This is a genomic window from Trueperella sp. HMSC08B05, assembly GCF_001808405.1.
Taxonomy (GTDB): Bacteria; Actinomycetota; Actinomycetes; order Actinomycetales; family Actinomycetaceae; genus Trueperella; species Trueperella bernardiae.
On sequence record NZ_KV793258.1, the window covers coordinates 76945 to 103530 of the forward strand.

The 26586-nt window shown below is 65.5% G+C and carries 22 protein-coding genes and 1 pseudogene; 14 read left to right on the plus strand and 9 right to left on the minus strand.

The features are described 5' to 3' along the window. From HMPREF3167_RS06795 to HMPREF3167_RS06805, 3 genes are all read left to right on the plus strand, one after another. Window positions 1-2516, plus strand: a 2516-nt coding sequence (locus HMPREF3167_RS06795; RefSeq protein WP_246825747.1) for an MSCRAMM family protein, incomplete at its 5' end; no start/stop codon positions are given. 40 nt (window positions 2517-2556) lie between these two features. Beyond that, window positions 2557-3993 carry a SpaH/EbpB family LPXTG-anchored major pilin gene (locus HMPREF3167_RS06800; RefSeq protein WP_062612788.1) on the plus strand — a complete coding sequence of 479 codons (1437 nt, stop codon included), beginning with the start codon at window positions 2557-2559 and terminating at the stop codon, window positions 3991-3993. 54 nt (window positions 3994-4047) lie between these two features. Beyond that, window positions 4048-4923, plus strand: coding sequence for a class C sortase (locus HMPREF3167_RS06805; protein ID WP_062612787.1), 876 nt, complete (start codon window positions 4048-4050; stop codon window positions 4921-4923). A gap of 125 nt (window positions 4924-5048) precedes the next feature. Here HMPREF3167_RS06805 and HMPREF3167_RS06810 read toward each other — a convergent pair whose 3' ends face one another. The 6 genes from HMPREF3167_RS06810 to HMPREF3167_RS06835 form a co-directional block, all read right to left on the minus strand. Continuing rightward, window positions 5049-5660: a response regulator transcription factor gene (locus tag HMPREF3167_RS06810; RefSeq protein WP_068538901.1), complete on the minus strand. Its 612-nt coding sequence runs from the start codon at window positions 5658-5660 to the stop codon at window positions 5049-5051. Continuing rightward, window positions 5657-6745: a sensor histidine kinase gene (locus HMPREF3167_RS06815; protein ID WP_068538900.1), complete on the minus strand. Its 1089-nt coding sequence runs from the start codon at window positions 6743-6745 to the stop codon at window positions 5657-5659. The genes HMPREF3167_RS06810 and HMPREF3167_RS06815 overlap by 4 nt, the downstream gene beginning before the upstream one ends. A 128-nt stretch (window positions 6746-6873) precedes the next feature. Beyond that, window positions 6874-7617, minus strand: a complete 744-nt coding sequence (locus HMPREF3167_RS06820) for an ABC transporter permease (protein WP_068538899.1) — start codon at window positions 7615-7617, stop codon at window positions 6874-6876. 1 nt (window position 7618) lies between these two features. Beyond that, a complete protein-coding gene (locus HMPREF3167_RS06825; RefSeq protein ID WP_068538898.1) occupies window positions 7619-8524 on the minus strand; it encodes an ABC transporter ATP-binding protein in 906 nt (301 codons plus the stop codon). A 199-nt stretch (window positions 8525-8723) separates the two neighbouring features. Continuing rightward, window positions 8724-10124, minus strand: a complete 1401-nt coding sequence (locus HMPREF3167_RS06830) for an FtsX-like permease family protein (RefSeq protein WP_070446187.1) — start codon at window positions 10122-10124, stop codon at window positions 8724-8726. After that, the gene (locus tag HMPREF3167_RS06835; RefSeq protein ID WP_062612778.1) at window positions 10121-10822 is read right to left on the minus strand and encodes an ABC transporter ATP-binding protein; all 702 of its coding nucleotides are present in this window, start codon (window positions 10820-10822) and stop codon (window positions 10121-10123) included. Before HMPREF3167_RS06835 ends, HMPREF3167_RS06830 begins: the two co-directional genes overlap by 4 nt. A gap of 136 nt (window positions 10823-10958) precedes the next feature. Between HMPREF3167_RS06835 and HMPREF3167_RS06840 the strand changes: the two genes are divergently transcribed. Both HMPREF3167_RS06840 and HMPREF3167_RS06845 read left to right on the plus strand, forming a co-directional pair. After that, the gene (locus tag HMPREF3167_RS06840; protein ID WP_062612776.1) at window positions 10959-11675 is read left to right on the plus strand and encodes a sensor histidine kinase; all 717 of its coding nucleotides are present in this window, start codon (window positions 10959-10961) and stop codon (window positions 11673-11675) included. Beyond that, complete coding sequence (locus tag HMPREF3167_RS06845; RefSeq protein WP_062612774.1) at window positions 11672-12361, plus strand: response regulator transcription factor; 690 nt, start codon at window positions 11672-11674, stop codon at window positions 12359-12361. Before HMPREF3167_RS06840 ends, HMPREF3167_RS06845 begins: the two co-directional genes overlap by 4 nt. A 462-nt stretch (window positions 12362-12823) precedes the next feature. Here the strand turns inward: HMPREF3167_RS06845 and HMPREF3167_RS10080 are convergent. Next, window positions 12824-13069 (minus strand): annotated as a pseudogene (locus tag HMPREF3167_RS10080) (IS256 family transposase); the annotation flags it as partial. 135 nt (window positions 13070-13204) lie between these two features. Here HMPREF3167_RS10080 and HMPREF3167_RS09665 point away from each other — a divergent pair. From HMPREF3167_RS09665 to nrdG, 5 genes are all read left to right on the plus strand, one after another. Continuing rightward, window positions 13205-14479 (plus strand): chymotrypsin family serine protease, encoded by a 1275-nt coding sequence (locus tag HMPREF3167_RS09665; RefSeq protein ID WP_148132413.1) that lies wholly within the window; start codon window positions 13205-13207, stop codon window positions 14477-14479. Then, complete coding sequence (locus HMPREF3167_RS06850) at window positions 14472-14864, plus strand: hypothetical protein (protein ID WP_068538896.1); 393 nt, start codon at window positions 14472-14474, stop codon at window positions 14862-14864. The genes HMPREF3167_RS09665 and HMPREF3167_RS06850 overlap by 8 nt, the downstream gene beginning before the upstream one ends. 99 nt (window positions 14865-14963) lie before the next feature. Further along, window positions 14964-15530: an aldose epimerase family protein gene (locus tag HMPREF3167_RS06855; RefSeq protein WP_070446188.1), complete on the plus strand. Its 567-nt coding sequence runs from the start codon at window positions 14964-14966 to the stop codon at window positions 15528-15530. A 324-nt stretch (window positions 15531-15854) separates the two neighbouring features. Then, window positions 15855-18005, plus strand: a complete 2151-nt coding sequence (gene nrdD / locus HMPREF3167_RS06860; RefSeq protein ID WP_068538894.1) for an anaerobic ribonucleoside-triphosphate reductase — start codon at window positions 15855-15857, stop codon at window positions 18003-18005. Beyond that, entirely contained in the window at window positions 18002-18625 is a 624-nt protein-coding gene (gene nrdG, locus HMPREF3167_RS06865) for an anaerobic ribonucleoside-triphosphate reductase activating protein (RefSeq protein WP_068538893.1), read from the plus strand. Before nrdD ends, nrdG begins: the two co-directional genes overlap by 4 nt. 393 nt (window positions 18626-19018) lie before the next feature. Here nrdG and HMPREF3167_RS06870 read toward each other — a convergent pair whose 3' ends face one another. Together HMPREF3167_RS06870 and HMPREF3167_RS06875 are read right to left on the minus strand one after the other, a co-directional pair. After that, window positions 19019-20941 (minus strand): acyltransferase family protein, encoded by a 1923-nt coding sequence (locus HMPREF3167_RS06870; protein ID WP_062612767.1) that lies wholly within the window; start codon window positions 20939-20941, stop codon window positions 19019-19021. A 252-nt stretch (window positions 20942-21193) separates the two neighbouring features. Further along, the gene (locus tag HMPREF3167_RS06875) at window positions 21194-21985 is read right to left on the minus strand and encodes an IclR family transcriptional regulator (protein WP_068538892.1); all 792 of its coding nucleotides are present in this window, start codon (window positions 21983-21985) and stop codon (window positions 21194-21196) included. A gap of 193 nt (window positions 21986-22178) precedes the next feature. Between HMPREF3167_RS06875 and HMPREF3167_RS06880 the strand changes: the two genes are divergently transcribed. The 4 genes from HMPREF3167_RS06880 to HMPREF3167_RS06895 all read left to right on the plus strand — a co-directional run. Continuing rightward, window positions 22179-23780 carry a mannitol dehydrogenase family protein gene (locus HMPREF3167_RS06880; RefSeq protein ID WP_070446190.1) on the plus strand — a complete coding sequence of 534 codons (1602 nt, stop codon included), beginning with the start codon at window positions 22179-22181 and terminating at the stop codon, window positions 23778-23780. Next, the gene (locus HMPREF3167_RS06885; protein WP_062612763.1) at window positions 23777-24871 is read left to right on the plus strand and encodes a mannonate dehydratase; all 1095 of its coding nucleotides are present in this window, start codon (window positions 23777-23779) and stop codon (window positions 24869-24871) included. The genes HMPREF3167_RS06880 and HMPREF3167_RS06885 overlap by 4 nt, the downstream gene beginning before the upstream one ends. Beyond that, entirely contained in the window at window positions 24871-25515 is a 645-nt protein-coding gene (locus tag HMPREF3167_RS06890) for a bifunctional 4-hydroxy-2-oxoglutarate aldolase/2-dehydro-3-deoxy-phosphogluconate aldolase (protein ID WP_068538890.1), read from the plus strand. Before HMPREF3167_RS06885 ends, HMPREF3167_RS06890 begins: the two co-directional genes overlap by 1 nt. Next, window positions 25512-26586 (plus strand): sugar kinase (locus tag HMPREF3167_RS06895; RefSeq protein ID WP_070446192.1); only part of this gene is annotated, 1075 nt, incomplete at its 3' end. The genes HMPREF3167_RS06890 and HMPREF3167_RS06895, both read left to right, overlap by 4 nt.

Consider the following 26586-nt stretch of genomic DNA (forward strand, 5'->3'; position numbering starts at 1 on the left):
GGGGGGGGGGAGAGCAGCTTTCTGAGCTAGCCGCTCCGGATACGGCCGAGGGCGATCCGGAGGCAGATACGCAAGAGGGCGATCGGAGTTTCGCGGAGCCCAATTCTGACGGGTTCGAAGACTCGGGTCCGCTCACGTTCGCCGCACTGGGTGCGGCAGGCTCGGCGCCGGGTATCGAGGCCCTGTCCACGAACGGTGAGCTCTACCTTTTCAATCCGGCGACGGCGGACCTCGCCCCGTTGCCGCCGTACCTGCCCGGCATCCAGAACCTCACCTCCTACACGAGCCCCAACACCCGGCGGGAGGTTCGTAGTCCGCTGAGCAGCGCCGAGTGTAAGGACGCCCGCCCCACAAGAACGGATGGCAAGTACTGCTACTTCTCCAAGGGCCTGAACTACAACGCTCTCGGCGTTGGGGAGGACGGCACTCGGTACGCGACGCTGAAGGTCGGGCAGACTGGCACCCCCTACGAGGGAAAGAGTGGCTCCTCAAAGGCGCCGCTTTTCCAAGTCTATAAGTACACGCCGGGCGACACGGAGTGGAGGAAGTTCGGAGACGAGTTCGAGTTCCCCTACAAGAAGGTGCCGGGTGGCAACGAGCTCAAGGATCTCACCTTCAACGGCGGTCAGGTGGCCCCCGACGGAACGTACTACCTCGCGATCACGGATCGCGAAGGCCCGGACAATGACAAGCGCCTTGTCGCGCACGTGTACAAGATGACGCCCGATGGCAGGTTAGACAAGGTCGGCGACGTCCGCGATTCCGCGCCTGGGGGCTCGAATGGCGACAACAACGGCGACTTGACGTTCACCGAATCCGGCGATCTTGTGGTGGTGTTTTCCCATCTGCAGGCCGATATTCCGGGCAGCTCGAACGCGGGCTACAACGAGGTGAGCTTTGAGGTGGTGACACGGGACACCCTCGCTTCGGCCCGGGGCGGCGAGCTCGCCTCCTATCACCTTGGCACTTCGAAAATTCGTCAAGGCCAGTCCATCGGTGAGCAAAACTCTGACGCGGCGCAGACGACGGGCATCTCGATTGGGCCCGACGGCTCGCTCATCACGTCGAACTACAAGAAGACCGACTCCATTTCGCATTTCTACCAGCACGACGCCAACGGTATTGCACGCGAGATTCGCTCGATGCCGCACGTCGGCGAGCTGGGCACCTACTGGGAGATGGACCCGAACTCGCCGTGGGCATATCCGCTTGCCGCTTGGCGCGAAGAACGAACTGGCGCGGGCCGCCCCTACTATCGGCCAACGCCGTGGGTGGGCCAGATCTCCGATCTTGCAGGCGAAGCTGTCATCCCGTCCGTTGCCGTGAGGAAGGTCGTCAATGGCCGCGTGGACGCCGCCGACCAGTTCACGGTGAGAGTCGGGACGAACAACATCTCCCGGGAGGCGAGCACCTCAGGCGAGCAAACCGAGGTCACCACCGAGCGGCTCCCGGTGCTCGCGGGAACGCGGGTCACCCTCTCTGAGACGATCAACCGCCCCGGCGCCACGCTGGAGGGCTATACCGTCACGCTTCGCTGTGATGGCGGCGTCCAGCCCACGACGCCGAAGGTTTCGGGCGCCACGGCAACGGCGAGCGTCACCATTCCAAATGCCGTCGGTGACGTGGTGTGCACGTTTACGAACTCGGCGAAGGCCAACGGCAAGATGGAGTGGGCGAAGGTGAACGAGGACGGCGAGCTGCTCGCCGGCTCATCGTGGACGCTCGCACGCGAGGACGGCGCAACCTTCACCGTCGACGGCGCCACGCAGGAAGCGCCCAGCTTTACCGTCCCCGACGCAACAGCTCCCGGCGGCATCGACCAGGACACGGAGGAGGGTCGGCTGCTCCTCACCGGGCTTGGTCGCGGCACCTACACGCTGACGGAAGCGGTCGCCCCCGCGGGCTACGTGAAGTCGGGCAAGACCTACACGTTCACGATCAGCTCGCCGTCGCAGGAGGCACATAAGGTAGACCTCTACGACGGTCAAGATCCCGTGACCGGGCACAAGTGGCACAACGCGGTGGTCAACACGCCAATCAGGGGCTCGCTGACCTTCGAGAAGCGTGCGAAGCAAGGCGCGGCGGCCACGGGTGACGAGCCGCTGCTAAGCGGGTCGGAGTGGAAGCTGACGAACACGACGACGACCGACACGTGGACGATCACCGACTGCGTCGGCAACTCTCCCGCCGATTGCGAGCGCTCGGCGCACAACGACACAGACTCCCGGGCCGGAATTATCCAGGTCACGGGCCTCCCGCTCGGCACATACGAGCTGGTGGAAACGAAGGCTCCCGCGGGCTACGTCCTCGACGCGACGCCCACGACCTTCACAATCGCCGCCGACAACCCGGACGTGACGTTCGCGGGAGCGAAGGCGATCTACAACACACTACAGGCCGGACCTACGATTCCGCTCACCGGCGGGATCGGACGCGACTTCTACGCCTTTCTGGGTGCGGGGGTCCTCAGTTTCGCCCTGCTCATAAGGCTCGCGCAACCGCGCAAGCGTCACTGAAACAGGGCGAAGTTCAGCCCACAAGACGAAAGGTACTCGAGTGCAGTTTCTCAAGAAATTGAAGCAGCGCGCTGTGGCGACGACGGTCGTCGCCTTGGCTTCCGTCCTCACCCTCGGTGTGGGCGTTGCAAACGCCGCTCCGGGCGATATGCCGACCGGGCAAGGGTCGATTACGATCCACAAGCACAAGGAAGTCGGCAACACCAACCAGCTCAAGCCGGACGGAACTTCGGCCGCGCCGAGCGATCCGCTTAAGGGCGTGGAGTTCACCGTCACGAAGATCGAAGGTCTTGACCTGAACAAGAATGCTGATTGGCAGAAGGTCTCGACCCTGACTGTCGACCAGGTTGGTCAGAACGGTATCACCAGGGGTACCTCCCAGAAGGTGACGACCACTGAGGACGGATCGGTAGCAGTCAACAGCCTCGACATGGGCGTCTACCTCGTCGAGGAGACCGGGACGGGCGAGCACGCCATCACGAAGAAGGCGGCCCCGTTCTTCGTGACCATCCCGCTTCCGTTTGACGGCAAGTGGATCACCAACGTCCACGTCTACCCCAAGAACGTCGTCCAGACACCGGGTACTAAGGAAGTCTCGGACGACAAGGACACGCACAAGGTGGGTGACGTCCTTGAGTGGACCATCACGACGACGGCGACCACCGACACCCCGTCGGCATTCGGCGTGGTCGATGAGCTCAAGGACTACCTGAGCTATGTTGACCAGTCTGCGAAGGTCTACCTGAAGGACGCCGTCGATCCGCTGACGGACGTTACTGTCGAGCCGCTCACCGGCGGGAAGAACGGCGTTAAGATCACGCTCGGCGAGACTGCGCGTGCACAGATCAAGAAGGGTGACACCGTCAAGTTCGTCCTCAAAACCACGGTGACCGCGATCCCCGAGAACGGCATCGTCGAGAACAGCGCGTGGCCGATCGACAACGAGTACAACCCCTTCGAGGATCCGAACGTCCCCACCCCGCCGATCGACCCGACCAAGGATCCCTACTTCGGCGACTACAAGTTCAAGAAGGTGGACGCAGATAACCCGGGCAAGGAGCTGTCGGGTGCCGAGTTCGGCCTCTACCAGTGCAATGGCGACCAGACCACCGGTGACCCGATCGTGACAGCGGTCTCTGGCGAAGACGGCGTCGTCTCCTTCACCGGCATTTACCTCGGAACGTTCGACAAGGGCACCGCAGCCGACCAGGCGACGAAGGAGTTCTGCCTCAAGGAGACCAAGGCTCCGGCCGGCTACGTCCTTCCTGACACGGTGACGAAGGTGACGATCAAGGCCGGTAAGGTCACGACCCCGACTGAGCAACTCACCACCGTGACGAACACCCCGCAAGACGGCCCGGATCTGCCCCTCACCGGTGCGGCGGGCACGGCGCTGCTGACCGTGCTCGGCTTGGGCCTCGTGGGCGCCGGCGTGGCACTCTACGCGGTGAACTCTCGTTCGCGTAAGCGGAGCTAACATCACCTAGAGTTGTGGGGGTGCCTCAGCACCCCCACAACTGTGTATCTACGCATGCGTCGCCTCGTCAGTGCCTTCATCATCGCGCTCCTCGTCCTAGCCGGGAGCGGGCTCATTCTTTACCCCACGATCGCCTCATGGAAAAGTCAGTGGGACCAGTCCAAGGTGGTCGACTCCTACGCCAACCTGGTCGACCACGTCGAGCCGGACCGCCGCGAACAAGTCCAAGAAGCACGCCAATACAACGATCTGCTCGCCTCTGGGGCTGTCGTCGGATCGAACGAGCACGTGCCGCACGGCTCCGGCGTCGTTGACCTCGAATCGAACCCGGACGTCCTGCCCTACGACCAGCAGCTGAAGGCTGGCGAGGCGGGGATCATGGGCAGGATCCGCATTCCGTCGATCGACGTGGATCTGCCGATCTACCATGGCACGAGCGAGGAGACACTACTTAAGGGCGCAGGTCATCTGGAGGGAACGTCGCTACCCGTGGGCGGGGACTCCACCCGGACGGTGATCACCGCACACCGTGGTCTGCCCGAAGCTACCCTCTTCAACAACCTCGACCAGGTCAAAGAGGGAGACACTTTTACGCTCGAGGTCTTTGGTGAGGTGCTGACGTACCGCGTCTTCTCCACGCAAGTGGTCGAGCCCCAAGACAGTCAAGCGGTGCTCGTTGAGCCCGGCCGCGACCTGGCGACTCTCATCACCTGCACCCCGCTCGGCGTCAACAGCCACCGCATCCTTGTTACCGGCGAGCGCATCATCCCCACCCCTGCCGCCGACGTCGACAGCGCCGGCCAGGCCTCCGAGCTCCCGCGGTTCCCCTGGTGGCTGCCCATCTCCATTGCGGTGTTGCTCCTCATTGCGGTCTACCTCGGGCGCGAGATTGTGCTCTACCGGCGTGAGGCCCGTGTTGCTAACAGGTGAGTTTGGTGGTTTTGGTCCGGAAATCTGGCGTTTTCGGGCTCAGATTCACTAGTTAGCCACGGGTCGACCAGAAGAGCCCGCCGCGCCCGCCGGCACGGGCTGGCAGCCCGGCCCTACCACGCCGCCTAGAGCCACCCCTGGTCCTGGGCGGCCCGCGCTGCCTCGCTCCGCGTAGTGACGCCCATCTTCCCGATCGCCGAGGACAGGTGGTTGCGCACCGTCCCCTTGGACAGGTGCACGCGCCCCGCAATATCAGCCACTTTCCCGCCTTCGAGGGCGATGCGCAGGATCTCGCGCTCGCGGGCAGTGAGGGGGTTCGCCCCGGAAAACAGGGATTCGGTGGCGAGCGCCGGGTCGATCACGCGCTTGCCGGCGTGCACGCCGCGGACCATGTCGGCCAGCTGTTCGGCGGGTGTTTCTTTCACCACGAACCCGCGTGCCCCGGCCTCCAGCGCCCGCTGCAGGTAGCCCGGCCGCCCGAACGTGGTCACCACCAGACACTTCACCTCCGGCCACCGGCCCGCGATCTGCCGCGTGGCCTCGATCCCGTCCATGCCGGGCATCTCGATGTCCACCAGCGCCACATCCGGCGCCACCTTGCCCACCAGCGCCACGAGTTCCTCGCCGTCCCCGGCCTCGCCCACCACCTCGATGCCGTCCTCAAGCGAGAGTAGCGCGGCGAGCGCGCCCCGCACGAGCGCCTGGTCATCAGCGAGAACAACGCGTATTGGGCTCACAGTTCCACCTCGATTTGCGCCCCGCGCCCGCCCGGCCCGGGGCTTGTCACCTTCAGCCTACCGCCGGCGTTCTCCACGCGCTGGCGTAGCCCGCGCAGTCCGTTGCCCTCGGACATCGGCGAGAACCCCACACCGTCGTCGGCCACCACGATCCTCTGTGCACCAATCTTGATCCACGCGTGTCGCGCCCCCGAGTGGCGCACGATGTTGGTCATCGCCTCACGCACCACCCAGCCGAAGAGGATGCGGTGGCTGGGGTCGGCGTCGTCGGCGCTGCCGGTGATGGTGAGGGCGATGCCGGCGTCGTCGGCGACCTCCTCAATGTGCGTGAGCTCCGCGGCCAGCTGCCGCCCGGCGAGCCCGGACACGGTGGAGCGGACCTCGGCGATGGCTTGCCGGCTGAGCTGGTGGATGTCGGCGATTTCGGCGCGGGCGCGCTCGACGTCGCGGTCGAGGAGTTTGTTGGCGAGCTCGGATTTGAGGGAGATGACGGTGAGGGTGTGGCCGAGGACGTCGTGGACGTCGCGGGCGATGCGCTCGCGTTCGTCGAGGGTGGCTTCGCGGCGGGCGGCGCGCTTGTCGCGCTCGGATTGGCGCGTGAAGTAGCTGCTGCCGATGGTGGAGACGTACACGGCCACCGCGATGAACCCCAGGGCCCACATCCCGTCCCCCGGCAGGCGCGAGATCAGCCCGACGACGACCGCACACAGCAGCCCTCCCGCCCAATACCCGATGCGCGGGGGCAGGGTGATGACGAGCTGGGCCACCACGTAGATCCCAAGTGCGGCGGCGCCGGGGTAGACCGCGGTGTTGGCGATGAAGATGGCGCCGGACACGGCGACGGCTACTGCCGTGGCGGGGTAGAAAGTGTCGGAGAAGGGGTCGGGACGGGTGAGCGCGTAGGCGGTGCCGGTGATGTACGCGGCGGCGAAGAGGGCCAGGCCCCCGAGCTGGACAGCCTTCAGCCACGCGGGCTCCGTCTGCCCGAGGATCTCCACCACCGGATTGATGAGGAACACCAGCCACACGAACGCCATTGCCATGCCGCCCACCTGCTCGCGCAGCTCTTCGCGTGAGCGTTTCACGACGCCGTCGCCCCGGCCCGCGCTGCCCGCCCGGCTTGTGCTGCCCGACCAGCCCGCTTCGCGTCCGCGCCAAGCACGGCCGGTGCGGCCGGCCCCCTCGGCACCGGCCGCACCCTCAGCGCGCCTGCTCACTGGCGTTCACCCCGGCGTCGTAGGGCGAGGGCGGCGAGGCCGATGAACACGGCCGTCCACACCCCGAAGGACACGAGGGCCTGCCACAGTTCGTCGGTGTAGGCCTCGCCCTGCCCGGTGGTCCACATCCCTTCAGCGACGGGCCAGCGGGCAAGCGTGATGTAGCCCCACATCGGGGTGAAGCGGGAGGCCTCGAGCAGCTTGCCGGACAGGGGCACGAACAGGTTGCCGGCGAAAGCGAAGAGGAGGACCAGGGCGTTGACCACCGACGTCGCCGACTGCGAGCGCATCACGTAGCTGAGCGCCAGCCCGACCAGCGCGAACGGTAGCGCGCCCACCGCCACAATGAGGAAGGACCCCACCCACGCCCACGCCGTGCCCTTCGCGCCGGTGGGTGCCGCGACCGCGTAGATGATGGCCACGGTGATGAGGGCAAAGGCCGCGGCGGTCAGGGACTTGTTGAGCGCGTAGCGCCCGGCGGTCAGCGGGGTGAGGGAGATCTGGCGCCCCCACCCCTGCAGCTTTTCCACCCCGGCCTGGGAGGCGAGGCTAGCGGTGGCGGCCACGGCGCCGTAAGCGGCCATGCCCACCATGATCGCCATGGCGAGGTTGCCGTTCGCCGCGCTCTCCTGCCCGTAGCTCTGGGCCGCGCCGAAGATGAGGTACATGAGCACGGGCACCCCGATGATGAACAGGACTCCGGGGTCGCGCAGCATGCGCTTGAGGTCGATGGCGATCATGTTAGGCTCCAGTCTTCTCGGTCGAGGTCAGGGTGAGGAAGGCGTCCTCGAGCGAGGCCTCGGTGATGATGAGGTCGGTGATGGGGTGGGCGAGGAGGATGCGGGCGGCGTCGTCGGAGTGTGCCGTGCGCACCTCGAGGGTTTGCCCGTCCCACGACGCCGTGGTGCCCGGAAGCGCCGCAAGCTCGGCGGCGAGCGTCTCGCGTTCCGTGGCCGGCAGGGCGCAGGCCGTGGCCCGCACGTGGCGTAGGCCCGCGATCGAGCGCACCTGGGAGGTCGGCCCGTCGGCGACGATGCGGCCGGCGTTCATGAGGATCGTGCGCTTGGCGAACTCCTCGGCTTCGGCGAGGTAGTGGGTGGCGAAGATGACGGTGCGCCCGTGGTGGGATTCCTCGTAGATGTTGGCCCAAAATTCGCGGCGGGCGGCCACGTCCATGCCGGTGGTGGGTTCGTCGAGGATGAGGACGTCGGGCTCGGGCAGGAGGGCGAGTGCGAACTTGAGGCGCTGCTGTTCGCCGCCGGAGCACTTGCCCACGCGGCGCCCCGCGATGGGGGTGAGGCCGGTGCGCTCGATGACGGAGTCGATCGGTTGGGCGCCCGGGTAGCACGCGGCGATGTAGGCCACGGACTCGCGCACGGTCATGTCGGCCAGTAGCCCGCCGGTCTGGAGGAGGGCGCTGATGCGGCCGGCGCGGATCGCCGCCGCCGGGGTGCCGCCGAGCACCGACACCTGCCCGGAGGTGGGATGGGTGAGGCCGAGGATCATGTCGAGCGTGGTGGTCTTGCCGGCCCCATTTGGGCCAAGGAGCGCGACCACCTCACCCGGCTCAATCACCAGGTCAATGCCATCCACGGCGGTGACGTTGCCAAACTTCTTCGTAAGCGCCTTGGCGCTGATTGCGTTCATGACTCCATTGTGCCCAGCCACCCGCGCGCGCAGAAGTGCCGGGTGACCGGACTTTTCCATGACCACTGTCATGGGTTTGCCGTGTCACCCGGCACGGGCGAGCCGCCGGTCCGACAGAAGTCGTGAATATACCGGCTACCGGTTCCTATAGGAGCCTGGTGGACCGCAGATTCACGAGTTCTGACGGAGCCACCGCCTGCTAGTCGTTCTTGCGCGACTTTTGGGACAGCACCATCGCCTGGATCGGTGCGGTGGCGACCACCGCCGCGAGCGTGAGCGCAATGCCGAGGCCGACCACCCACACGAGGATGACGAGGTTGTCGGTGTTGGCCTTTTGCTCGGCGAAGGTGCCGAGTAGGGCGCCGAGGCCGATGGTCACGGAGAGCATGAGCAGCAACGGCGGGATAACCTGCCACAGGCGGGCCTTGAGGAGGGTGGAGTAGGGCAGGCCGATCCGCATGAGGGCGGCGGATTCCTCGGCGCGGTCGAACACGTCGGAGGCCTGGTGGATGAGGGTGCCCGTGGCGCCCAGAATGAGGGAGAAGGCGAGCGCGATCGCGACACCCTTGGTGATGTCGCCGGTGAGGGTGCGTCTGAGGTTGTCCACGTCCTCGTTGATGCTGCCGTAGCCGGTGACGTCCATGGTCATGATGAACACGACCACGGAGGCCAGGAGCGCCATGAGCGAGATCGCGGAGATGTTGCGCCATGCGGCGCGGGGGTCGTCGAGGACGCGGCGGGTGCCGAGCAGGCGCGGGGTGCGGGCCGTGACGGCCACGGGGCGGGCGGCCATCTGGATGAACAGTGGGCCGGCCAGCGACACGGTGAGGAAGAAGACCATGAGCATGAGCGCGGACAAGAGGAAGTTTGCGATGGTGGAGGTCTCTGGGTCGAGGTTCTGCATCATGACGCCCAGCACCGGGATCGCGGCGACGACGCCGATCACCCGCCAGTATTTCATCGCCTTCGGGGTCTCCCGGCGCGAGACGCCGAGCGGGGAGATGGACACGCGCCACAGGCCGGCCAGGGTGGAGCCGATCGTGATGACGGCGACCAGCGCGGCGGCGGCGAGCCAGCCCCACCAGGGCAGGAGCATCTCGGTGGTGGTGATGGGCAAAGTGGTGAAGCTCACGTTCGACCACGCGGGCAAGGTGAGGAGGTAGATCGCCCCGCCGATCGTGAAGCCGACAGCGGCCTGGATGAGGGTTTCCACGAGGGTCATGAGGTTGACCTGGCCGGCGCTGAGTCCGATGAGGCGCAGGGAGGCGAGGCGGCGGGCGCGGCCGTTCGCGCCGAGCCGGGCGGCCGAGGCGCCAAGGGAGAGGAGGGGGATAATGAGCAGGCCGAGCGCGAGCACCGCCAGGCTCATGTAGACCCCGCTCAACCCGTCCGTGACGTCGAGCGGGACGCCCTGCTCGAGTAGGCGCGGGCCCGTGGTGTCCAGCCGCTCGTAGAACATCCACACGCCCCCGGCGGTGGTGAGCAGCAGCCAGGAAGAGACGGAGAAGGCGACGACGGCGAGCGCGTCCAACAGCGCGTGCCCGCGGGCGTTGCGGATCCGGGAGGTGGCGAGGTGACCCGTCATCTGCAGCGTGTTCATCGGGCCACCTCCGCGCCCTGCACCTGCGACATTGGGCGATCGGTGTGGATGAGGCCGTCGCGAATCTCCACCAGGCGGTCGCACCAGGAGGCGACCTTGAGGTCGTGGGTGACGACCACCAGGGTGGTGCCGTTCATGCGGGCGGTGGTGGACAGCAGCTGCATGACCTCGTGGCCGGTGGCCTGGTCGAGCGCGCCGGTCGGCTCGTCAGCGAAGATGATCGCCGGGCTGGAGACCATCGCGCGGGCAATCGCCACGCGCTGGGCCTGCCCGCCCGACATCTCGCCCGGGCGCTTCTTCGCCTGCTCCGCCACCCCGAGGCGGTAGAGCCACTCCTCGGCCCGGCGCAGGCCCTCCCCGCGCTTGACCCCAGCGGCGAACAGGGGCAGCGCAACGTTCTCCCGCGCGGTCAGCTCCGGAACCAGCTGCCCGTCTTGGAACACGAAACCGAGGCGCTCGCGGCGCAACTTCGACCGGCCGGCGTCGTTCAGCGACGTGACGGAGGTGGTGCCAAGGCGCACGTCGCCGTCGTCGGGAACAAGGATGCCGGACAGGACGTGCAAAAGCGTGGATTTGCCGGACCCCGAGGGGCCCATGACGGCGACGAGTTCGCCCGCGTCGATGTGGAGGTCGACCCCGGCGAGGGCGTGGACCTTACCGTACGTTTTTACCAAGTGCGTTGCATTGAGTTCGTTCATGGTTCCATTCAAACCCGGGCCGGCACCGATTTCGAGGGTGCTACCTGCCCAATTGGGGGTAGGGCTAGGTCTACCTTTTCGCGGGGGCGACGGCGCGGGGGTCGAGAGTGTCGGAGGGCGCCGATAGGCTAGAGGTATGTGGAGGAAGAAGGACGTGGCGCGGCAAGTCGAGGAGCTGACCGACTCGCGCCGGCAAATCGTGTCCGCGTTCGAGATCGAGCGGCGGCGCATCGAACGCGACCTTCACGACGGTGCCCAACAGCACCTCGTCGCCTCCGGGATGGCGATCGGGGAAGCACAGTTCTTGCTGGACATGGCGGGGGCCGCGGGGGAGATCCCGCCGGCGCTCGCGGACCTGCCGGGGATCGTGGCGCGGGCGCTGCAGACGAACGAGGAGGCGCTGCGGGCCCTGCGCGAAACCGTGAATGAGATCCACCCCAAGGTGCTGTCGGACCTGGGGCTGGAAAGGGCCGTGCGCGGGGCGGCGGAGCGCAGCCCGGTGCCGGTGCGGGTGGTGGTGCCGCACGCGCTGCCCGACATGCCCGAAGGGGTGATGGCCGCCGCGTACTTCCTGGCCACCGAGGCGCTGACGAACGTGGCGAAGTACGCGCCGGGAGCGCGGACCACCTTGCTGTTGGCGGCGGATGAGACGCTGAGGGTGTCGGTGGTGGATGACGGGCCGGGCGGGGCGTCGGTGGTGGCCGGGCATGGGCTGGCCGGGCTGCGCGAGCGGCTGGCCGCGTTCGGCGGGAAGCTGGAGGTGAACTCGCCGGTGGGCGGGCCCACGATGGTGGTGGGCACGATTCCGCTGCTGCTATACCGAGGCGAGAGTGCGATTGGGGGAGTGCAATGAAGATCTTCTTGGCCGATGACGCGACCTTGGTGCGCGAGGGGCTGGCCGGCATCCTCGAGCGTGTGGGGCACACCGTGGTGGGGCAGACCTCCGACGCGCCCAGCACGCTCGCGGCTGTGCGGGAGCTACTCGCGGGTGATCCGGGGGCGGTGGACGTGCTGGTCACGGACGTGCGGATGCCGCCGACGATGAGCGACGACGGGCTGCGGGTGGCCGTGGAGCTGCGGTCCGACTTCCCCGACCTGTCGGTCATGGTACTGAGCCAGTACGTGGCGCCCGCCTATGCGTCCGCGCTGTTCGACCCGGTGGCGATGGCTCGGCCCGGCGCTGACCGCGGGGGCCTGGGGTACCTGCTCAAGGAGCGGGTGTCGCGGGTGGCGGACTTCGTGCACTCGCTGTCGATCGTGGCGGGCGGCGGCGTTGTGGTGGACCCGGAGGTGGCCGTGGGGCTGGTACGCGGGAAGGCGAGCGCGTTGGACGCGCTGACCCCGCGCGAATCCGAGGTGCTGGAGCTCATGGCGCAGGGGAAGTCGAACGCAGAGATCGCCGGGGAGCTGTACTTGTCCGGCGCGGCGGTGTCCAAGCACGTGGCGAACGTGTTTTCCAAGCTGGGGCTGCCGGCCGGGGAGGAGAACCGGCGGGTGCGGGCGGTGCTGACGTACCTGACGGCCACAGGCGCGGTGTAGGCGAGGGTGCTTGCTCGCTGGTGTGTGTCCCGCCGGCCGGTCCGCCGGCAGGCGGAGGCCTCGGCGTCGCCAGTCGCCGCTGTGGGTCCAGCCCCCGGCTCGGCGTCGTTGGCCCTGCTTCCGATAGGAAGAACTTAGTGCCCGTGCGCCTATACGAGCTGAGCGACACTTCTCTTGAGAATCTGACACAGCGCCCGACACGTCTCTTGAATATGGCGTCTACCGATCGCTATATGGGCTCGGTCGCGCTCAGACTCAACAGTTGTGTCAGGTTGAGGACAGACACATCGCACGCTCGCCCTGTGAGCGAGTTACTGGCTTCGAGGCGGCGGTCATGAGGCAATTCCGAGCGAGGGTTGGACACCCACGCTTCTCTAGCAAGGGAGGACTGATGCGCGGTGTTTCATAATGCCGGTCGGCTCGCCTATTCCGCAGCTTCAGCGAAGGAGTCGACAGGCGTAAGCCCAACATGTGATTCTTCGTGAAAGCGATGAGTACTAGCTTGTGTGACAAGTAAATATCATCCCAACCACCACGTGACGGACCTCGTCAACTGGTGCCATCAACGGCCATATCCCGCGCCTTCGTATCATTCCTACGCGTGTGGCTAGCACGGCAAGCCGAGCAGCGGAACCGTGGTTTACCAGCACTGGTCGCACCCCGGTTTTGTGTTAGTGTTCCGCAGATTCTACAGCGAGGATTCTCCACCCCAGCATGAAGCTGAGTCCAAACCCGACTTTAACGCAAGAAAACGGGCCAGCCGCTGAAAAAATCAACACCGTTGGGGGGGGCTTCGATGCTATAATTCTTACACACATCTGGAAAATGTGATAAGATCCACACGTGAAAAAGAACGCGCTCAGTTTAGCCTTCGCGGGCGCTGCTCTGATCGCGGCGACCGGATTCGGCGTGGCTACTGACGATGTTTCAGCCACACCGGATGTTGAGAATGATTCGCGCGCAAGGAGTGTCGCGGATACTCCACTTGCGCAACTTGTTGAGATGCCGGAGCCGGTTGAGTATTATGTGGCATCTGCTGGGGACATCGGTCTACCCCCTGAAGATGCACCGTACACTACTGACGGTTTCGAGATCGTGGGACAGTATTTTGATACGGACTTGGGTGTTGGCTATGTTGCGATCTCGCGCGAGGATGCGACAAGCGCGAAGGCGGAATTGAACCTCTCTCCCGAGTATGCACTAGAGTCATCCAATGCTTCTCACCTACGGAGTGATGCACTTTCCGGCGATGGTCGCGACAGTGTGGTTGTTGTGATGTCTAAGTACACTGCCGCACAGATATCTTCTGCAATGGAGCAGTTAACAGCACACTTCCAAGCGACGGGCGCACGGGTCGCGTTTGGTTACCATGCACAAAGCGACACCATTGAGCTGAGCGGTGAGCTGACTGAAGGCGACCTTGAGCTGCTCCCAGATACAGGCGTTGGATACTCATTCGTGCCGGGATATTATCAAGACGATGCGTACAACGAAAATGTGCGGGCCCCATTTGTTGGGGGAGCGTCAATTCTTGGCTATCGGCAGGGGAATTTGTATTCGTGTACGAGTGGTATTCCCGCTGAGAATAGTAATGGTGCACGTGGGTTTTTTACTGCGGGTCATTGTTTCGATTTGCTCTCGCATGTCTGGACATCTTCTTCGCGTGCAGGTGTTTCTAATTCAGGTCGGGTTACACACAAATATAATGCGAGCATTGATGCAGAGTTTGTGAGCGGCAAGACATACGAAGGAAAGATCCTTTCTGGTGGTGAGAGGAAGCCCGTGGCGGGCACTTGGCACCCCATGGGGTCACAAGGAAATCGGCTGTGCTTTCAGGGAAGAACGAGTGGAAACGTTTGTAATAACCAAGTAATTAGCTATGGCATATCACGATGCTTTGGTACCGGTTGTTATGGCAACCTCATTAGTCTACGAGGTGGTACCTCAAGCCAAGGTGGTGATTCTGGGGGGCCGGTATTCGCCAACTTCGGTAGCTCGGTCAGAGTAACGGGAATGATAACCGGCCACTTTGATCCCTTGGTCGGGCAATCCACGACATATGTTACTGATTGGCGTGCAGTGCGGGATAACTATGGAGCGAGATTGATATATGGCTAGGCTACGAAATGGTGGTGCGCTGGCGGGAATCCTCCTGCTTGCGCTGGCGGGGTGCGCCGGCCAAGCCGAGGATCTGAAGGCGCCGACTCTGCAGCGAGCGGAGTATGTCTTAAGTGTTGCGGCCATCAATACCTTGAAAGAGATCAGGGTGGGTGGCGATGAACTGTGCCCAATCAATGAGCGCGGCGCGCTGCTTGTCTTCGCGGGAACGGCTACGGGCCCTGCGGATGGCGCCTACCTTGACGTCAACGGCACAAGGATCAAGGCCGGTGACGTCTTTTTGACTGGCGAACAGTCGGATATCGACGGGGGCTTCGACTGCGGAGGCGAACACTTTGAGAACGCTAGGCGTGTTCTCGTCGAAGAGATTACGCTATCTGAGTAGCGGCGCGCCCAGATGTGTGGGGCGCTTGGGGTAGGAACTGTATGGAATTACTCGTGGCTGGACCGCGCCCGCTTAATGAGCGCACTTTCATTGCGGATAATGGATCCGTGGTTCGGCGCCGGCAGGACCGGCCAAGCCCAGCCGAAGCACGGCGCGGCGCGTATCACACCCTGGGACTTCGACGGCTCCACTATGCAGGGCGATTCCGTGACCGCGGTCTACTCCCTACCCGCCCAAACCTTCCCCGGCCGAGCCTTTGGCCTCGCGTTGCGCTACGAGGTCACCTTCGGCCCAGAGCTTGAGCTCAAACTGACGGTCATCAACCAAGGTGACGAGACGACGTCGTTCGAAGAAGCGCTCCACACCTACCTAGCTGTCGACGACATCAGGGGCGTGCGGATTGAGGGTCTAGATGGTGCGTCCTACGTCGACCACGCCGGCGCCAAGACGGAGAAGACGCAGATGGGCGAAGTCGTCTTTACGGGTCAGGCCGCTCGCGTATACGCGCGCGGCGCCACGGTGATCCTGCACGGAGCGGCAGGCGGCCGTGCGCTCAAGATCGCCTTCGAGGGTGCCACCAACACGGTGTGTGGAATCCGTGGATCGATGGCGCGGCTGCGATCGTGGGGATCCTTGATGCTGCCAGCGTGGCGAGGAGTTGACTAGTAGGGCCACAAACATCCGGCCCGGCGACACGCCGATCGCCTCAGAAGACATAGATCGTTGGCACCCATCGTGCCCGCGCTTGGCCCGGTTGCGCGCGGATCGCGTTCGTGAAGACACGTCGCGGGCGAAACTCACTGCGAAAAATACATGCATGTGATTCGAAAGCGACTACTATATGTAGTGTTCGCGTTTTTTCGAGACGGCACATCTTGTGTTTTCTGGAATATGCCCAGAAAGCGTAGCCGACCGGCTAAATGCGGCCCAACAGCAAGAACACCGCACGCATTGGCCTTGGCTGGGCGCGCTCAAAGAGGGGAAGAGATCATGTCACTCATCAACGTCACCACCGTCAGCGTCCTTAAGCGGGACGGTCGCTCGGTCCGCTTCGATGCGTCGAAGATCTACCGGGCCATTGAGGCGGCGATGAATGACCGTGGGCTCGAGGATCACGCCTTCTGCTCGCAGGCCACGAACGCGGTGGTCGCCTCCCTGCCCGCCGAGAACCTTGACATCCCCACAATCCAGTCCGCGGTGGAGGACTACCTCATGGCTTCGCGCTACCCGGAGGTGGCCCGCGCTTACATCGAGTACCGTCACGACCGGGACGTGGAGCGCAACCAGACGATGGACATCCAGCACTCGGTGGGCAAGCTGCTAAGCCGGGACAAGTCGGTGGTGAACGAGAACGCGAACAAGGACGCCACGGTCTTCAACACCCAGCGTGACCTCACGGCCGGCTCGGTGGCGAAGGCCTACGCGCTGAAGCACATGCTCCCCAAGCCGGTGGCCAACGCTCACATCAAGGGCGACATCCACTTCCACGACCTCGATTACAACCCCTTCCAGCCGATGACCAACTGCTGCCTCATCGACATCCCGGGCATGTTGACGAACGGCTTCCAGATCGGCAACGCGCGCGTGGAATCCCCGAAGTCGATCAACACGGCAACCGCCCAGATCGCCCAGATCATCGCGAACGTGGCCTCCTCCCAGTACGGCGGCACGTCGGTGGACCGCATCGACGAGGTCCTCGCCCCCTATGCCCAGCTCAACTACAACAAGCACATGCGCGACGCCGTGGAGTGGGTTGCGCCCGAGCGCCGCGAAGACTACGCCCTGGCGAAGACAAAGAAGGACATCTACGACGCGATGCAGTCGTTGGAGTATGAAATCAACACCCTCTACACGTCCAACGGCCAGACCCCATTCGTCACCCTCGGCTTCGGCCTGGGCACGGGCCTGTTTGAGCGCGAGATCCAGAAGGCGATCCTCCAGGTCCGCATCGGCGGGATCGGCAAGGACCGCCACACGGCGATCTTCCCCAAGCTGGTCATGGGCTTGCGCCGCGGCGTCAACCTCGACCCGCAGGACGCGAACTACGACATCAAGCAGCTAGCCCTCGAGTGCTCCACGAAGCGCATGTACCCGGATGTGCTCTCCTATGACCGCCTGGTCCAGATCGAGGGCGACTACAAGGCCCCCATGGGTTGCCGCTCCTTCCTGCCCAAGTGGGTGGACCCCGCCACCGGCGAGGCCATCAACGCGGGCCGGAACAACCTCGGCGTCGTGACCCTCAACATCCCGCGCATCGCGATCGAGGCGCGCGGCAGCAAGGACGCGTTCTGGGAGATCTTCGAGGAGCGCATGCAGATCGTCAAGGACGCCCTGCTTTACCGCATCAAGCGCTGCGAGGACGCCACTCCGGCGAACGCCCCGATCCTCTACCGTTACGGCGCGTTCGGCCTGCGCGCGGAGGAAAGCGAGACGGGCGTGGAGAAGTTTTTCCGCGGCCACCGCGCAACGGTGTCGATGGGGTACATCGGCCTGTACGAGGCGGCCACCCTCTTCTACGGTCCGAACTGGGAGGACAACCCGGAGGCAAAGGGCTTCACGCTGGAGATCCTGCGGGCGATGAACCGTTACGCGGAGGCGTGGCGCGAGCGCTACCCGTACTGGTTCTCGGTGTACTCGACGCCGTCGGAGTCGCTCACGGACCGATTCTGCCGCCTGGACCGGGAGAAGTTCGGCGTGATCGCGGACGTCACGGACAAGGAGTACTACACGAACTCCTTCCACTACGACGTGCGCAAGAAGGTCACCCCGTTCGAGAAAATCGACTTCGAGGCCGAGTATGCGCCGCTCACCAAGGGTGGCTTCATCCACTACTGCGAGTACCCGAAGCTGACGCACAACACGAAGGCGCTGGAGGCCGTGTGGGATTACGCCTACGACCGCGTGGCCTACCTCGGCACGAACACTCCGATCGACCGCTGCTACGAGTGCGGTTTCGAGGGCGAGTTTGACCCGACGCCGGAGGGCTTCGCCTGCCCCGAGTGCGGTAACGACGACCCGGACACCTGCGACGTCGTCAAGCGCACCTGTGGCTACCTCGGCAACCCGGTCAAGCGCCCGATGGTCCACGGCCGCCACGTGGAGATTTCCTCGCGCGTCAAGCACATGGACGCCCGCGAGTGATTAACGCCGATGGCGTCAGCGTCCCCGCCCCCTGCGAGTGGGACGGGCGGGCGCTGTTCGCCGGGAATGTCGCGGACTACAAGCCGTTCAATTTTGTGGACGGGGAGGGGGTGCGCTGCTCGTTGTACGTGTCGGGGTGCCCGTTCCGGTGCCCGAATTGTTACAACAAGGCGGCGCAGTCCTTCCGCTATGGCCGACCCTACACGACTGAGCTTGAGGAGCGGATCCTCGCAAATGTCGCCCAGCCGTACGTGGCCGGGCTGTCCCTGCTGGGCGGGGAGCCGATGCTGGCCACCCCGATCCTGTTGCCGTTGTTGCGCCGCTTCCGCGAACGCTTCGGCGCGGGTGAGGCCGCCACGCGCGACGTGTGGGTGTGGACCGGCTACACCTACGAACAGCTCCTGGCCGACACCCCCGACAAGCGCGAGCTGCTCGACCTCGTGGACGTGCTCGTGGACGGGCCGTTCATCCAGCGTCTCTACCACCACGACCTCGCCTTCCGCGGCTCCGCCAACCAGCGCATCATCGACCTGCGGGCCTCCCGTGTTCATGCCGACCTGCAGTGCTCGGGTGTGCAGTACGCCGCCGAGCCGGTGCTCTGGCGCGGGGGCGAGTACTAGCCGCCGAGCCGCGGGCACAAATGCCGCCTGCCCGGGCGCCGATAATCCGTGCCGGCAGCCTAATTTCAGTCCGGCACCCGGAGGCGCCGCCATAAGTCGTGAACCTGATGTCCACCGAGTGTCTATAGGAATTGGCAGCCGGTATTTTCACGACTTCTGTCGACCAGGCCGGGAGCCCATGTTGCAGGTGAGGTAATTGTGACTGGTGTGAAGGGTGTGACTCGGTGAGTGGGGCTGCCAGGCCGTGGCGCCGGGGTCATTCCCTCCTGATACCCGGTGGCGCCGCCATAAGTCGTGAATCTGGTGCCCACCGAGTGTCTATAGGAATCGGTAGCCGGTATTTTCACGACTTCTGTCGGACGGGCCCTGAGAACCGCGTGTGCTGCCCAGAAATCAGAACGAGTCGACCGCCCGCTTGACCTCGGTCGCGTACTCGGCCCCGCCTTCACCGCCGGGGTGGATCCCGTCGGAGGCGAGGTGTTCGGGGTGGGCGGCGGCGATCGCGGCCCAGTCGGCAACCCGCACGCGGTCCGGGTATTCGGCGGCGATCTGCGAGATCGTGGCGTTCGATTGCGGCACCCATTCAGCGTGCGGGGCGGCGGCGGTCACCCACACGACGTGGCGGTCGGGCCCGAGGTAGTCCATGATGTCACGCGCGGTCTCCACCGAGATCGCGCCGTTGGTACCCAGTGAGATGACCACGGTCCCACGCAGCTTGCCCTGCGCGGCGTATCCCTCGGCGATGCCCTTGAACACCCGGATCGACCGGGAGACCTCCCCGTCCACAACGGCGTCCGGGAACGTCTCGAGCAGAGCGGGTGCGGCGGCGAGGGTGACGGAGTCGCCGATGATGGTGATGTCGGCGCCGGTGTTGGGCGTGGGGGCGGCGGTCGGTTCCGGTTCGGGTGTCGCTTTGGCGCTGGGCTCGGGCGCAGCGGTGCCAGCGGCCCCGCCCGGCTCAGCCGCTCCAGCCCCGCCAGCGCCTCCGGCTTCACCAGCGCCGTCACCCGGTTTGGCGGAGTGCGAGGCGAGGGCGTGCTTCCCGGCGGCGACTGCGGCCTGGGCCTCGGTCATGTCGGGGGAGGTGACGAGCGCGACCGTGAACGTGGCCGCGAGCGCGAGCGCGCCGGTGGTGAGCCACGCGGTTGTGACGGTGGGGAGCTTGCCCATGGAGCGCACCCAGGCCACTAGCCCCATGGTGCGGATCGGCGTCTCCACGTAGGTATAGGACAGGTGCGCGGCGGCCACCGACACGGCGAGCACCAGGGCTGCCGCGAGCGGCCGCGGCATGTGGAGGTGGTAGACGGCGAGCACCCACAGGGGCCAGTGCCACAGGTAGATGCCGTATGAGCGCTGCCCGATCCACACCATGACCCGCGACTCGAGCAACCCGGCGAGGGCCTCGGAGGGTGTGCCGACGACGTCGGGCAGGATCCCCCGCACGGCCACCCCGGCCAGTGCGGACGCGAGCAGCATGCCCCAGGGGTAGAACCAGGAGGCGTCGGGGACGTTGAACGTGAGCACGGTCAGGCCCGCGAGCGCCACCCAGCTGCCCACGCCCCACAGGGGGGAGGCGGTGCGCGGCCGGCCGGTCATGATGCCGGGCAGGGCGAATGCGATGCCGGCGCCGATCATGAGGCCGAAGATGTGGGAGTCGGTGCCGACGTAGGCGCGGGTGACGTCGCCGCCGGCGAGCCACGCGTGCAGCGTCAGTGACATGACGCCGATGCCCGCAATCACTCCGATCTGCGCACGACGGGCGTCCCGTTCGGCCGCGCCCGCGCCCCCGTGCCCCGCGACCCACCGCCGCGCGCCAAGCAAGAGCGCCATGACTACCACGGGCCACACGAGGTAGAACTGCTGCTCCACCGCGAGCGACCACATGTTGTTCAGCAGTAGCGGCGACTGCGCCTCGAAGTAGTTGGACCCGTTGGCCACCTGGAACCAGTTGTAGGTGCCGGTGAGCGCGCCGAAGGCTTGCCAGCGAGCCTGGGTGACGGCGTCGGCGGAGATGAGTCGGCCGAGCGCGAGCGTGACCACCACCATGACTACCACCGCGGGCAGGAGTCGCCGGTAGCGCCGGTGGAGGAAGCTGGGCAGGTCGATGACGCCGGTGGCGTCGTGTTCTTTGAGCAGGAGCGCGGTGATGAGGAACCCGGAGATGACGAAGAAGACGTCCACCCCGATGAACCCGGCCCCGCCCACGGACGGCAGCAGGTGGTAGACGAGCACAAACAGTGCTCCGATGGCGCGCAGGCCGTCCAGGCCCCGGATACGATACGGCCTCGAAAACGAGTTCGCGGTGTTCCCTGGCATGCTCCCCATATTAGGTGCGCGCCCGCTCGCCGATGTCCACCGCGGGCCCTACGTGTGTCGTGAGTTTTCGCTTGTTGTAGCGGGTTTTCTGACGCCGCCGTGGCGTAGCTCGCTGCTGTAAGTTACGTCGCGTGTGGGGTGCCGACGATGCCGGCCCGGCCGGTTGCACTAGTTCCAGCAGCACCGGCACAGTCCGAGCCGCACGAGCCCCAGCCGCGCTACCCGGCAGGCCGCGCGACCGGCGTCGTGAACCTATCGGCGCTCGATGGGGCGCGTGTGGAGGTGGAGGTTCGAGGGGAGGTGGTCGAGTTCTTCGCGGATGCCGGCGGCGAGTTCGGCGCGATAGTCGGGGGTCATGCGTTCGGCGGGGGCGGAGATGGAGATGGCGAAGTTTTTGCGCGGGCCGAGGAGCGGGACGCCCACGCAGGCGATGCCGACTTCGTTTTCTTCGATTTCTTCGGTCCACCCGTCGTGGTCGAGGCGGGTGAAGTTGGCGAGGACGGCGTCGTGGAGGGTGCGCTGGTCGGCCTTGGTGTGCGAGGTGATGTCGGGGGTTTCGAAGTACCAGGGGAGGCGATTGTCGCGGTCGGGGAAGGAGCCGATGAGGGCTCGGCCGAGCGAGGTGGTGACGGCGGTGGCGTGGCGGCCGACCGCGGAGACGACTCGGATGGGGCGGTCGGGTTCGACCTTGTCGAGGTAAACGATGTCGGTTTCCACAAGTTGGCCGAGGTGGACGAGTTCGTTGAAGCGCCGCCCGATGTTCTCAAGGTAGGGCCGTAGTTCGTCCACGGCGCGGCGGGTGGAGGTGCGGTAGGCGGCGATGGGGGCGATGCCGTCGCCGAGCCGGTAGAAGCCGGTTTCGGGGTCTTGTTCCACCCAGTCGCGGTCGCGTAGCGTGGCAAGCGTGTTGTAGACGGTGGCTTTGTTGAGGCCGAGGTCGGAGGCGATGGTGCCAAGTGCGGTGCCGTCGGGGTCGCGGGTGGCGAGGTATTCCACGAGCGAGAGGGCGCGGCTGACGCTTGCCAGTGGTTTGGGTGTGCTCATGCGGCTAATTCTAGCGCGGCCCGTTCCACCATATGAAATACGCGGGGAATCTTGCGTTCGGTTGCGCGGAGAATGTTGTGCTCGACACACTATGATGAAACTAGTGACTGTGTCACAGGGACAGGGTACTGTTTAAGTGTATGAAACGAGCGTTTCGCATAAATAAATGACTAGGGTCAACGGAGAGCCAAGCATGAAACTGAATCTCGCAGGACTAAGCGACCGCGCCCCCTTCGAAGTGGCCGGCGTGCAGCTACCGCCCTTCGACGTCGCCGCCATGCAGGCGGACGGGCGGGCCAACCCGCGCTGGATCCACCTGGGTCCCGGCAACATCTTCCGCGTCTTCCCGGCGCGCATCGCCCACGACCTCCTGGCCGCCGGCGATCGCTGGCCCATCACCGCCGTCGTGCCGATGGACCCCGCGGAGCTCGACATCCAACTCGGCAAACACGACCTCATGACCCTCTCCACCATCCTCAACCCGGACGGCTCGCGCGACTACCGCGTGATCGCCGGCATCGCCGAGGGCCTGGCCTGGCAGCGCCCGGAGGACTTCGAGCGCCTCACCCAGATCGTCACCAACCCCGAGCTCACCCTCATCACGATGACCATCACCGAAAAGGGCTACGGCATCCACGACTCGGCCGGCAACCTTTCCGAGCAGGCGCTCGCGGCGATCGCCGCCGGCCCGCACGGCTTCCATGCAAACACGATGGCGAACCTGGCCGGGTTGCTCGTGCGCCGCTTCGAGGCCGGCGCCGGCCCGATCAACGTCATCTCTTTCGACAACTTCTCCCACAATGGCGACAAGCTGCGCGACTCGGTCATGACCATCATGCGCGGCTGGCACGAGGCGGGCCAGCTCTCTAACGAGGCGTTCGCCTGGGCCGACGACGCCGCCCGCGTGGCCTTCCCCATCACCGTGATCGACAAGATCACCCCGCGCCCCAACACCTCCGTGGCTGAGGAGCTTGCGGGCCTCGGCTTTGAGGACATGGGCATCGAGATGCTCGGGCGCACCCCGCTGGCCGGCTTCGTCAACGCCGAGCCTACCGAATATCTCATTATTGAGGACGTGCTCGTGGGCGAGGTGCCGGATTTCGCCGCTCATGGCGTTCACCTCATCTCCCGCCAGGTGTGCGACGACTTCGAAAACATGAAGGTCACCACCTGCCTCAACCCCCTCCACACCGCGCTCGCCACCGCCGGCGTGCTGCTCGGCTTCCCCACGATCGACTCCGAGATGCGCGACGCCGACCTGCGGGCTCTGGTCGAGCGGCTCGGCTGGAAGGAGGGCCTGCCCGTCGTCGTCGACCCCGGAATCGTGAACCCAGAGGACTTCCTGCGCGAAGTGCTCGAGGTGCGTTTCCCCAACCGCTTCCTGCCCGACGACCCGGCCCGCATTGCGATGGACACCTCGCAGAAGGTGGGCATCCGCTTCGGGGAGACCATCAAGAAATACCTCGCGCAGGGCCGTGACCTGGGCGAACTCGTGGCGATCCCGCTGGTGATCGCTAACTGGATGCGCTACCTGCTCGCTGTCGACGACGATGGCGCGCCGTTCGACCCGTCCCCGGACCCGCTGCTGGCTGAGCTGCAGGCCCACCTGGACGGTGTCGAGCTCGGAGGGGACGTGGACGCCCACGCGGCCCTTCAGCCCATCCTGTCCAACCCCGCCATTTTCGGCACCAACCTTTATGACACGCCGCTCGCCTTGCGCGTGGAAGAACTGTTCACCAAACTCGTGGCCGGCCCGGGCGCCGTCCGCACCACCCTGAAGGAGACCCTCGCATGAAGATGACGTTCCGTTGGTACGGCGAAGGATTCGACCCGATCCCGCTCCAGTACATCAAGCAGATCCCCGGAATGACCGGCACCATGGGTGTCCTGTCGCAGTACGCTGCGGGGGAGGTGTGGACCCGTGAGGAGATCGCGAAGATGATGGACCAGGTCCGCGCCGCCGGCCTCGAGTGCGAGGTGATCGAGTCGGTCAACGTCCACGAGGACATCAAGCTCGGCCTTGACACGCGCGATGAGTACATCGCCAACTACTGCACCACCCTGGAGAACCTGGCCGAGTTCGGCGTGAAGGTGGTCATCTACAACTTCATGCCCGTGTTCGACTGGCTGCGCACCGAGCTCGCCCACGTCAACGAGGACGGCTCGACCTGCCTGTACTACGACCACGCCGACATCGAGGGCATGACCCCGCAGGATATCGTCCAGCGCACGGCCGAGGAGTCCGGTGGGCTCACCCTGCCCGGCTGGGAGCCCGAGCGCCTGTCCCGCCTGGACGAGGTCATGGCCCTCTACCAGGATATGACGGTGGACAAACTGCGCGAGAACTGGAAGTACTTCCTCGACGGCATCATCCCCACGTGTGAGAAGGTCGGCATCCGCATGGCCTGCCACCCCGACGACCCGGCATGGGACCTGTTCGGCATCCCGCGCGCATACAAGAACCGCGACGACATCGACGCGATCTGCGGGCTGAATGACTCGGACGCGAACGCCCTGTGCCTGTGCTCGGGCTCGCTCGGCTCCAACCCGGCCAACGACGTCCCCGCGATCTTCCGCGAGTTCGGCAAGCGCGGCCGGATCGCCGCTGCCCACGTCCGCAACGTCAAGTACCTGGGCGAGAAGAAGTTTCAGGAGGCCGCGCACTGGGCCGCCGACGGCGACCTCGACATGCACGCCATTGTCGAGGCCCTCTACGACTACGCGCCCGACATTCACGTGCGCCCCGATCACGGTCGCATGATCTGGGGCGAGACGGGCCGCCCGGGCTACCCGCTCTACGACCGCGCCCTCGGCGCCCAGTACCTCCTCGGCCTGTGGGACGCCATCGACGCCCAGCGCAAGGCCGCCGCCGGAAAGGATGCCTAATGGTACAGATCCCTGACGCACTGCCCTTCCTTAAGGCCAACCCGATCGTGCCCGTCGTCGTGATCGACGACGCCGCCGACGCCGTCGACGCCGGCCGCGCCCTCGTGGCGGGTGGCATCCACTGCGCCGAGGTGACGTTCCGGACACAGGCCGGGCCGGACGCGATCAAGGCAATGAGCGCCGTTGAGGGCATGACCGTGGGCGCGGGCACCGTGCTCAACCGCGAGCAGGCCGAGCGCGCCGCGGACATGGGCGCGAAGTTCTTCGTCTCGCCCGGGTTCAGCAGGGGCGTGGCCGAGGTGGCCGCCGAGCGCGACATCCCCTACCTGCCCGGCGTGCAGACCGCCACCGAGGTGATGATGGCGCTCGAGGTGGGCGCCACCGCCGTTAAGTTCTTCCCCGGCGGGGAGGCCGGCGGGCTGAAGATGGTCAAGGCGCTGCGCGGACCGTTTCCGAACACGGCGTTCGTGCCGTCGGGCGGCGTGAACCTTGCAAACCTCAGCGAGTGGCTGGCCGACCCCGCCATCGCCTCCGTCTCTGGATCATGGATGATCAAGCGAGACCTCATCACAAACAAGGAATTCGACACAATTACTAAGCTCTCGCAGGAGGCCTCCTCGCGAGTCAAGGAGTTGCGATCATGATTAAGCTGCGTCCCGTAGAAGAGTGTGCCTACGACATCGTCTCGCTCGGCGAGGTGATGCTCCGCCTGGACCCGGGCGAGGGCCGCATTCGTACCACCCGCTCGTTCGCGGCCTCAGAAGGCGGCGGCGAGTACAACGTGGCCCGCGGCCTGCGCCGCTGCTTCGGCAAGCGTGGGGCCATCGTCACCGCGCTCGTGCGCGATGAGGTGGGCCGCCTGCTCGAGGACTGCATCCTCACCGGCGGGCTTGACACCCAGTTCATCAAGTGGGTTCCCTCCGACGGCATCGGCCGGACCGTGCGTAACGGGCTGAACTTCACCGAGCGCGGGTATGGCGTGCGCGGCGCGGTCGGCACCTCGGATCGTGGGAATACCGCCGTGTCGCAGATGCAGCCGGGCGACGTGGACTGGGATCACCTGTTCGGCGAGCTCGGCGTGCGCTGGCTCCACACCGGTGGCATCTTCGCCGCGCTGTCCGAGTCCACAGCCGAGGTGGCCAAGGCCGCGATGAAGGCCGCGAAGAAGTACGGCACCATCGTCTCTTACGACCTCAACTACCGCCCCTCCCTGTGGAATGCCTTCGGTGGGCTCGACAAGGCGCGCGAGGTCAACCGCGAGCTGGCCAAGTACGTGGACGTGATGATCGGCAACGAGGAGGACTTCACCGCCTCCCTCGGCTTCGAGATCGAAGGCGCGAACGAGAACCTCGACAACCTTGAGGTGGAGTCCTTCCGCAAGATGATCGAGAAGGCGTCGGCCGCCTACCCGAACTTCCAGGCGATCGGCACCACGATGCGCGAAGTCAAGACAGCCACGATTAACAACTGGTCCGCCGTGGCATGGAGCCGTGAGGACGGGTTCGTCAAGGCCACCCAGCGTGACAACCTCGAGATCCTCGACCGCGTGGGTGGCGGCGACTCCTTCGCCTCCGGTCTCATCTACGGGATCATGGAGAAAGGCAACGTGCGCGAGGCCGTCGAATATGGTGCGGCCCACGGTGCGCTTGCCATGACCACCCCGGGTGACACCACGATGGCGTCGCTCGAAGAGGTGGAGCGCCTGGTGGCGGGCG

Bases quoted from the DNA above. Each gene is read 5' to 3' on its own strand.
- nrdD (WP_068538894.1), top strand. From the start codon at position 15,855: ATGTCACTCATCAACGTCACCACCGTCAGCGTCCTTAAGCGGGACGGT.
- HMPREF3167_RS06835 (WP_062612778.1), bottom strand. From the start codon at position 10,822: ATGAACGAACTCAATGCAACGCACTTGGTAAAAACGTACGGTAAGGTC.
- HMPREF3167_RS06825 (WP_068538898.1), bottom strand. From the start codon at position 8,524: ATGAACGCAATCAGCGCCAAGGCGCTTACGAAGAAGTTTGGCAACGTC.
- HMPREF3167_RS06870 (WP_062612767.1), bottom strand. From the start codon at position 20,941: ATGCCAGGGAACACCGCGAACTCGTTTTCGAGGCCGTATCGTATCCGG.
- HMPREF3167_RS06885 (WP_062612763.1), top strand. From the start codon at position 23,777: ATGAAGATGACGTTCCGTTGGTACGGCGAAGGATTCGACCCGATCCCG.
- HMPREF3167_RS06855 (WP_070446188.1), top strand. From the start codon at position 14,964: ATGGATCCGTGGTTCGGCGCCGGCAGGACCGGCCAAGCCCAGCCGAAG.
- HMPREF3167_RS06830 (WP_070446187.1), bottom strand. From the start codon at position 10,124: ATGAACACGCTGCAGATGACGGGTCACCTCGCCACCTCCCGGATCCGC.
- HMPREF3167_RS06805 (WP_062612787.1), top strand. From the start codon at position 4,048: ATGCGTCGCCTCGTCAGTGCCTTCATCATCGCGCTCCTCGTCCTAGCC.
- HMPREF3167_RS06840 (WP_062612776.1), top strand. From the start codon at position 10,959: ATGTGGAGGAAGAAGGACGTGGCGCGGCAAGTCGAGGAGCTGACCGAC.
- HMPREF3167_RS06880 (WP_070446190.1), top strand. From the start codon at position 22,179: ATGAAACTGAATCTCGCAGGACTAAGCGACCGCGCCCCCTTCGAAGTG.
- HMPREF3167_RS06845 (WP_062612774.1), top strand. From the start codon at position 11,672: ATGAAGATCTTCTTGGCCGATGACGCGACCTTGGTGCGCGAGGGGCTG.
- HMPREF3167_RS06890 (WP_068538890.1), top strand. From the start codon at position 24,871: ATGGTACAGATCCCTGACGCACTGCCCTTCCTTAAGGCCAACCCGATC.
- HMPREF3167_RS06820 (WP_068538899.1), bottom strand. From the start codon at position 7,617: ATGATCGCCATCGACCTCAAGCGCATGCTGCGCGACCCCGGAGTCCTG.
- HMPREF3167_RS06850 (WP_068538896.1), top strand. From the start codon at position 14,472: ATGGCTAGGCTACGAAATGGTGGTGCGCTGGCGGGAATCCTCCTGCTT.
- HMPREF3167_RS06875 (WP_068538892.1), bottom strand. From the start codon at position 21,985: ATGAGCACACCCAAACCACTGGCAAGCGTCAGCCGCGCCCTCTCGCTC.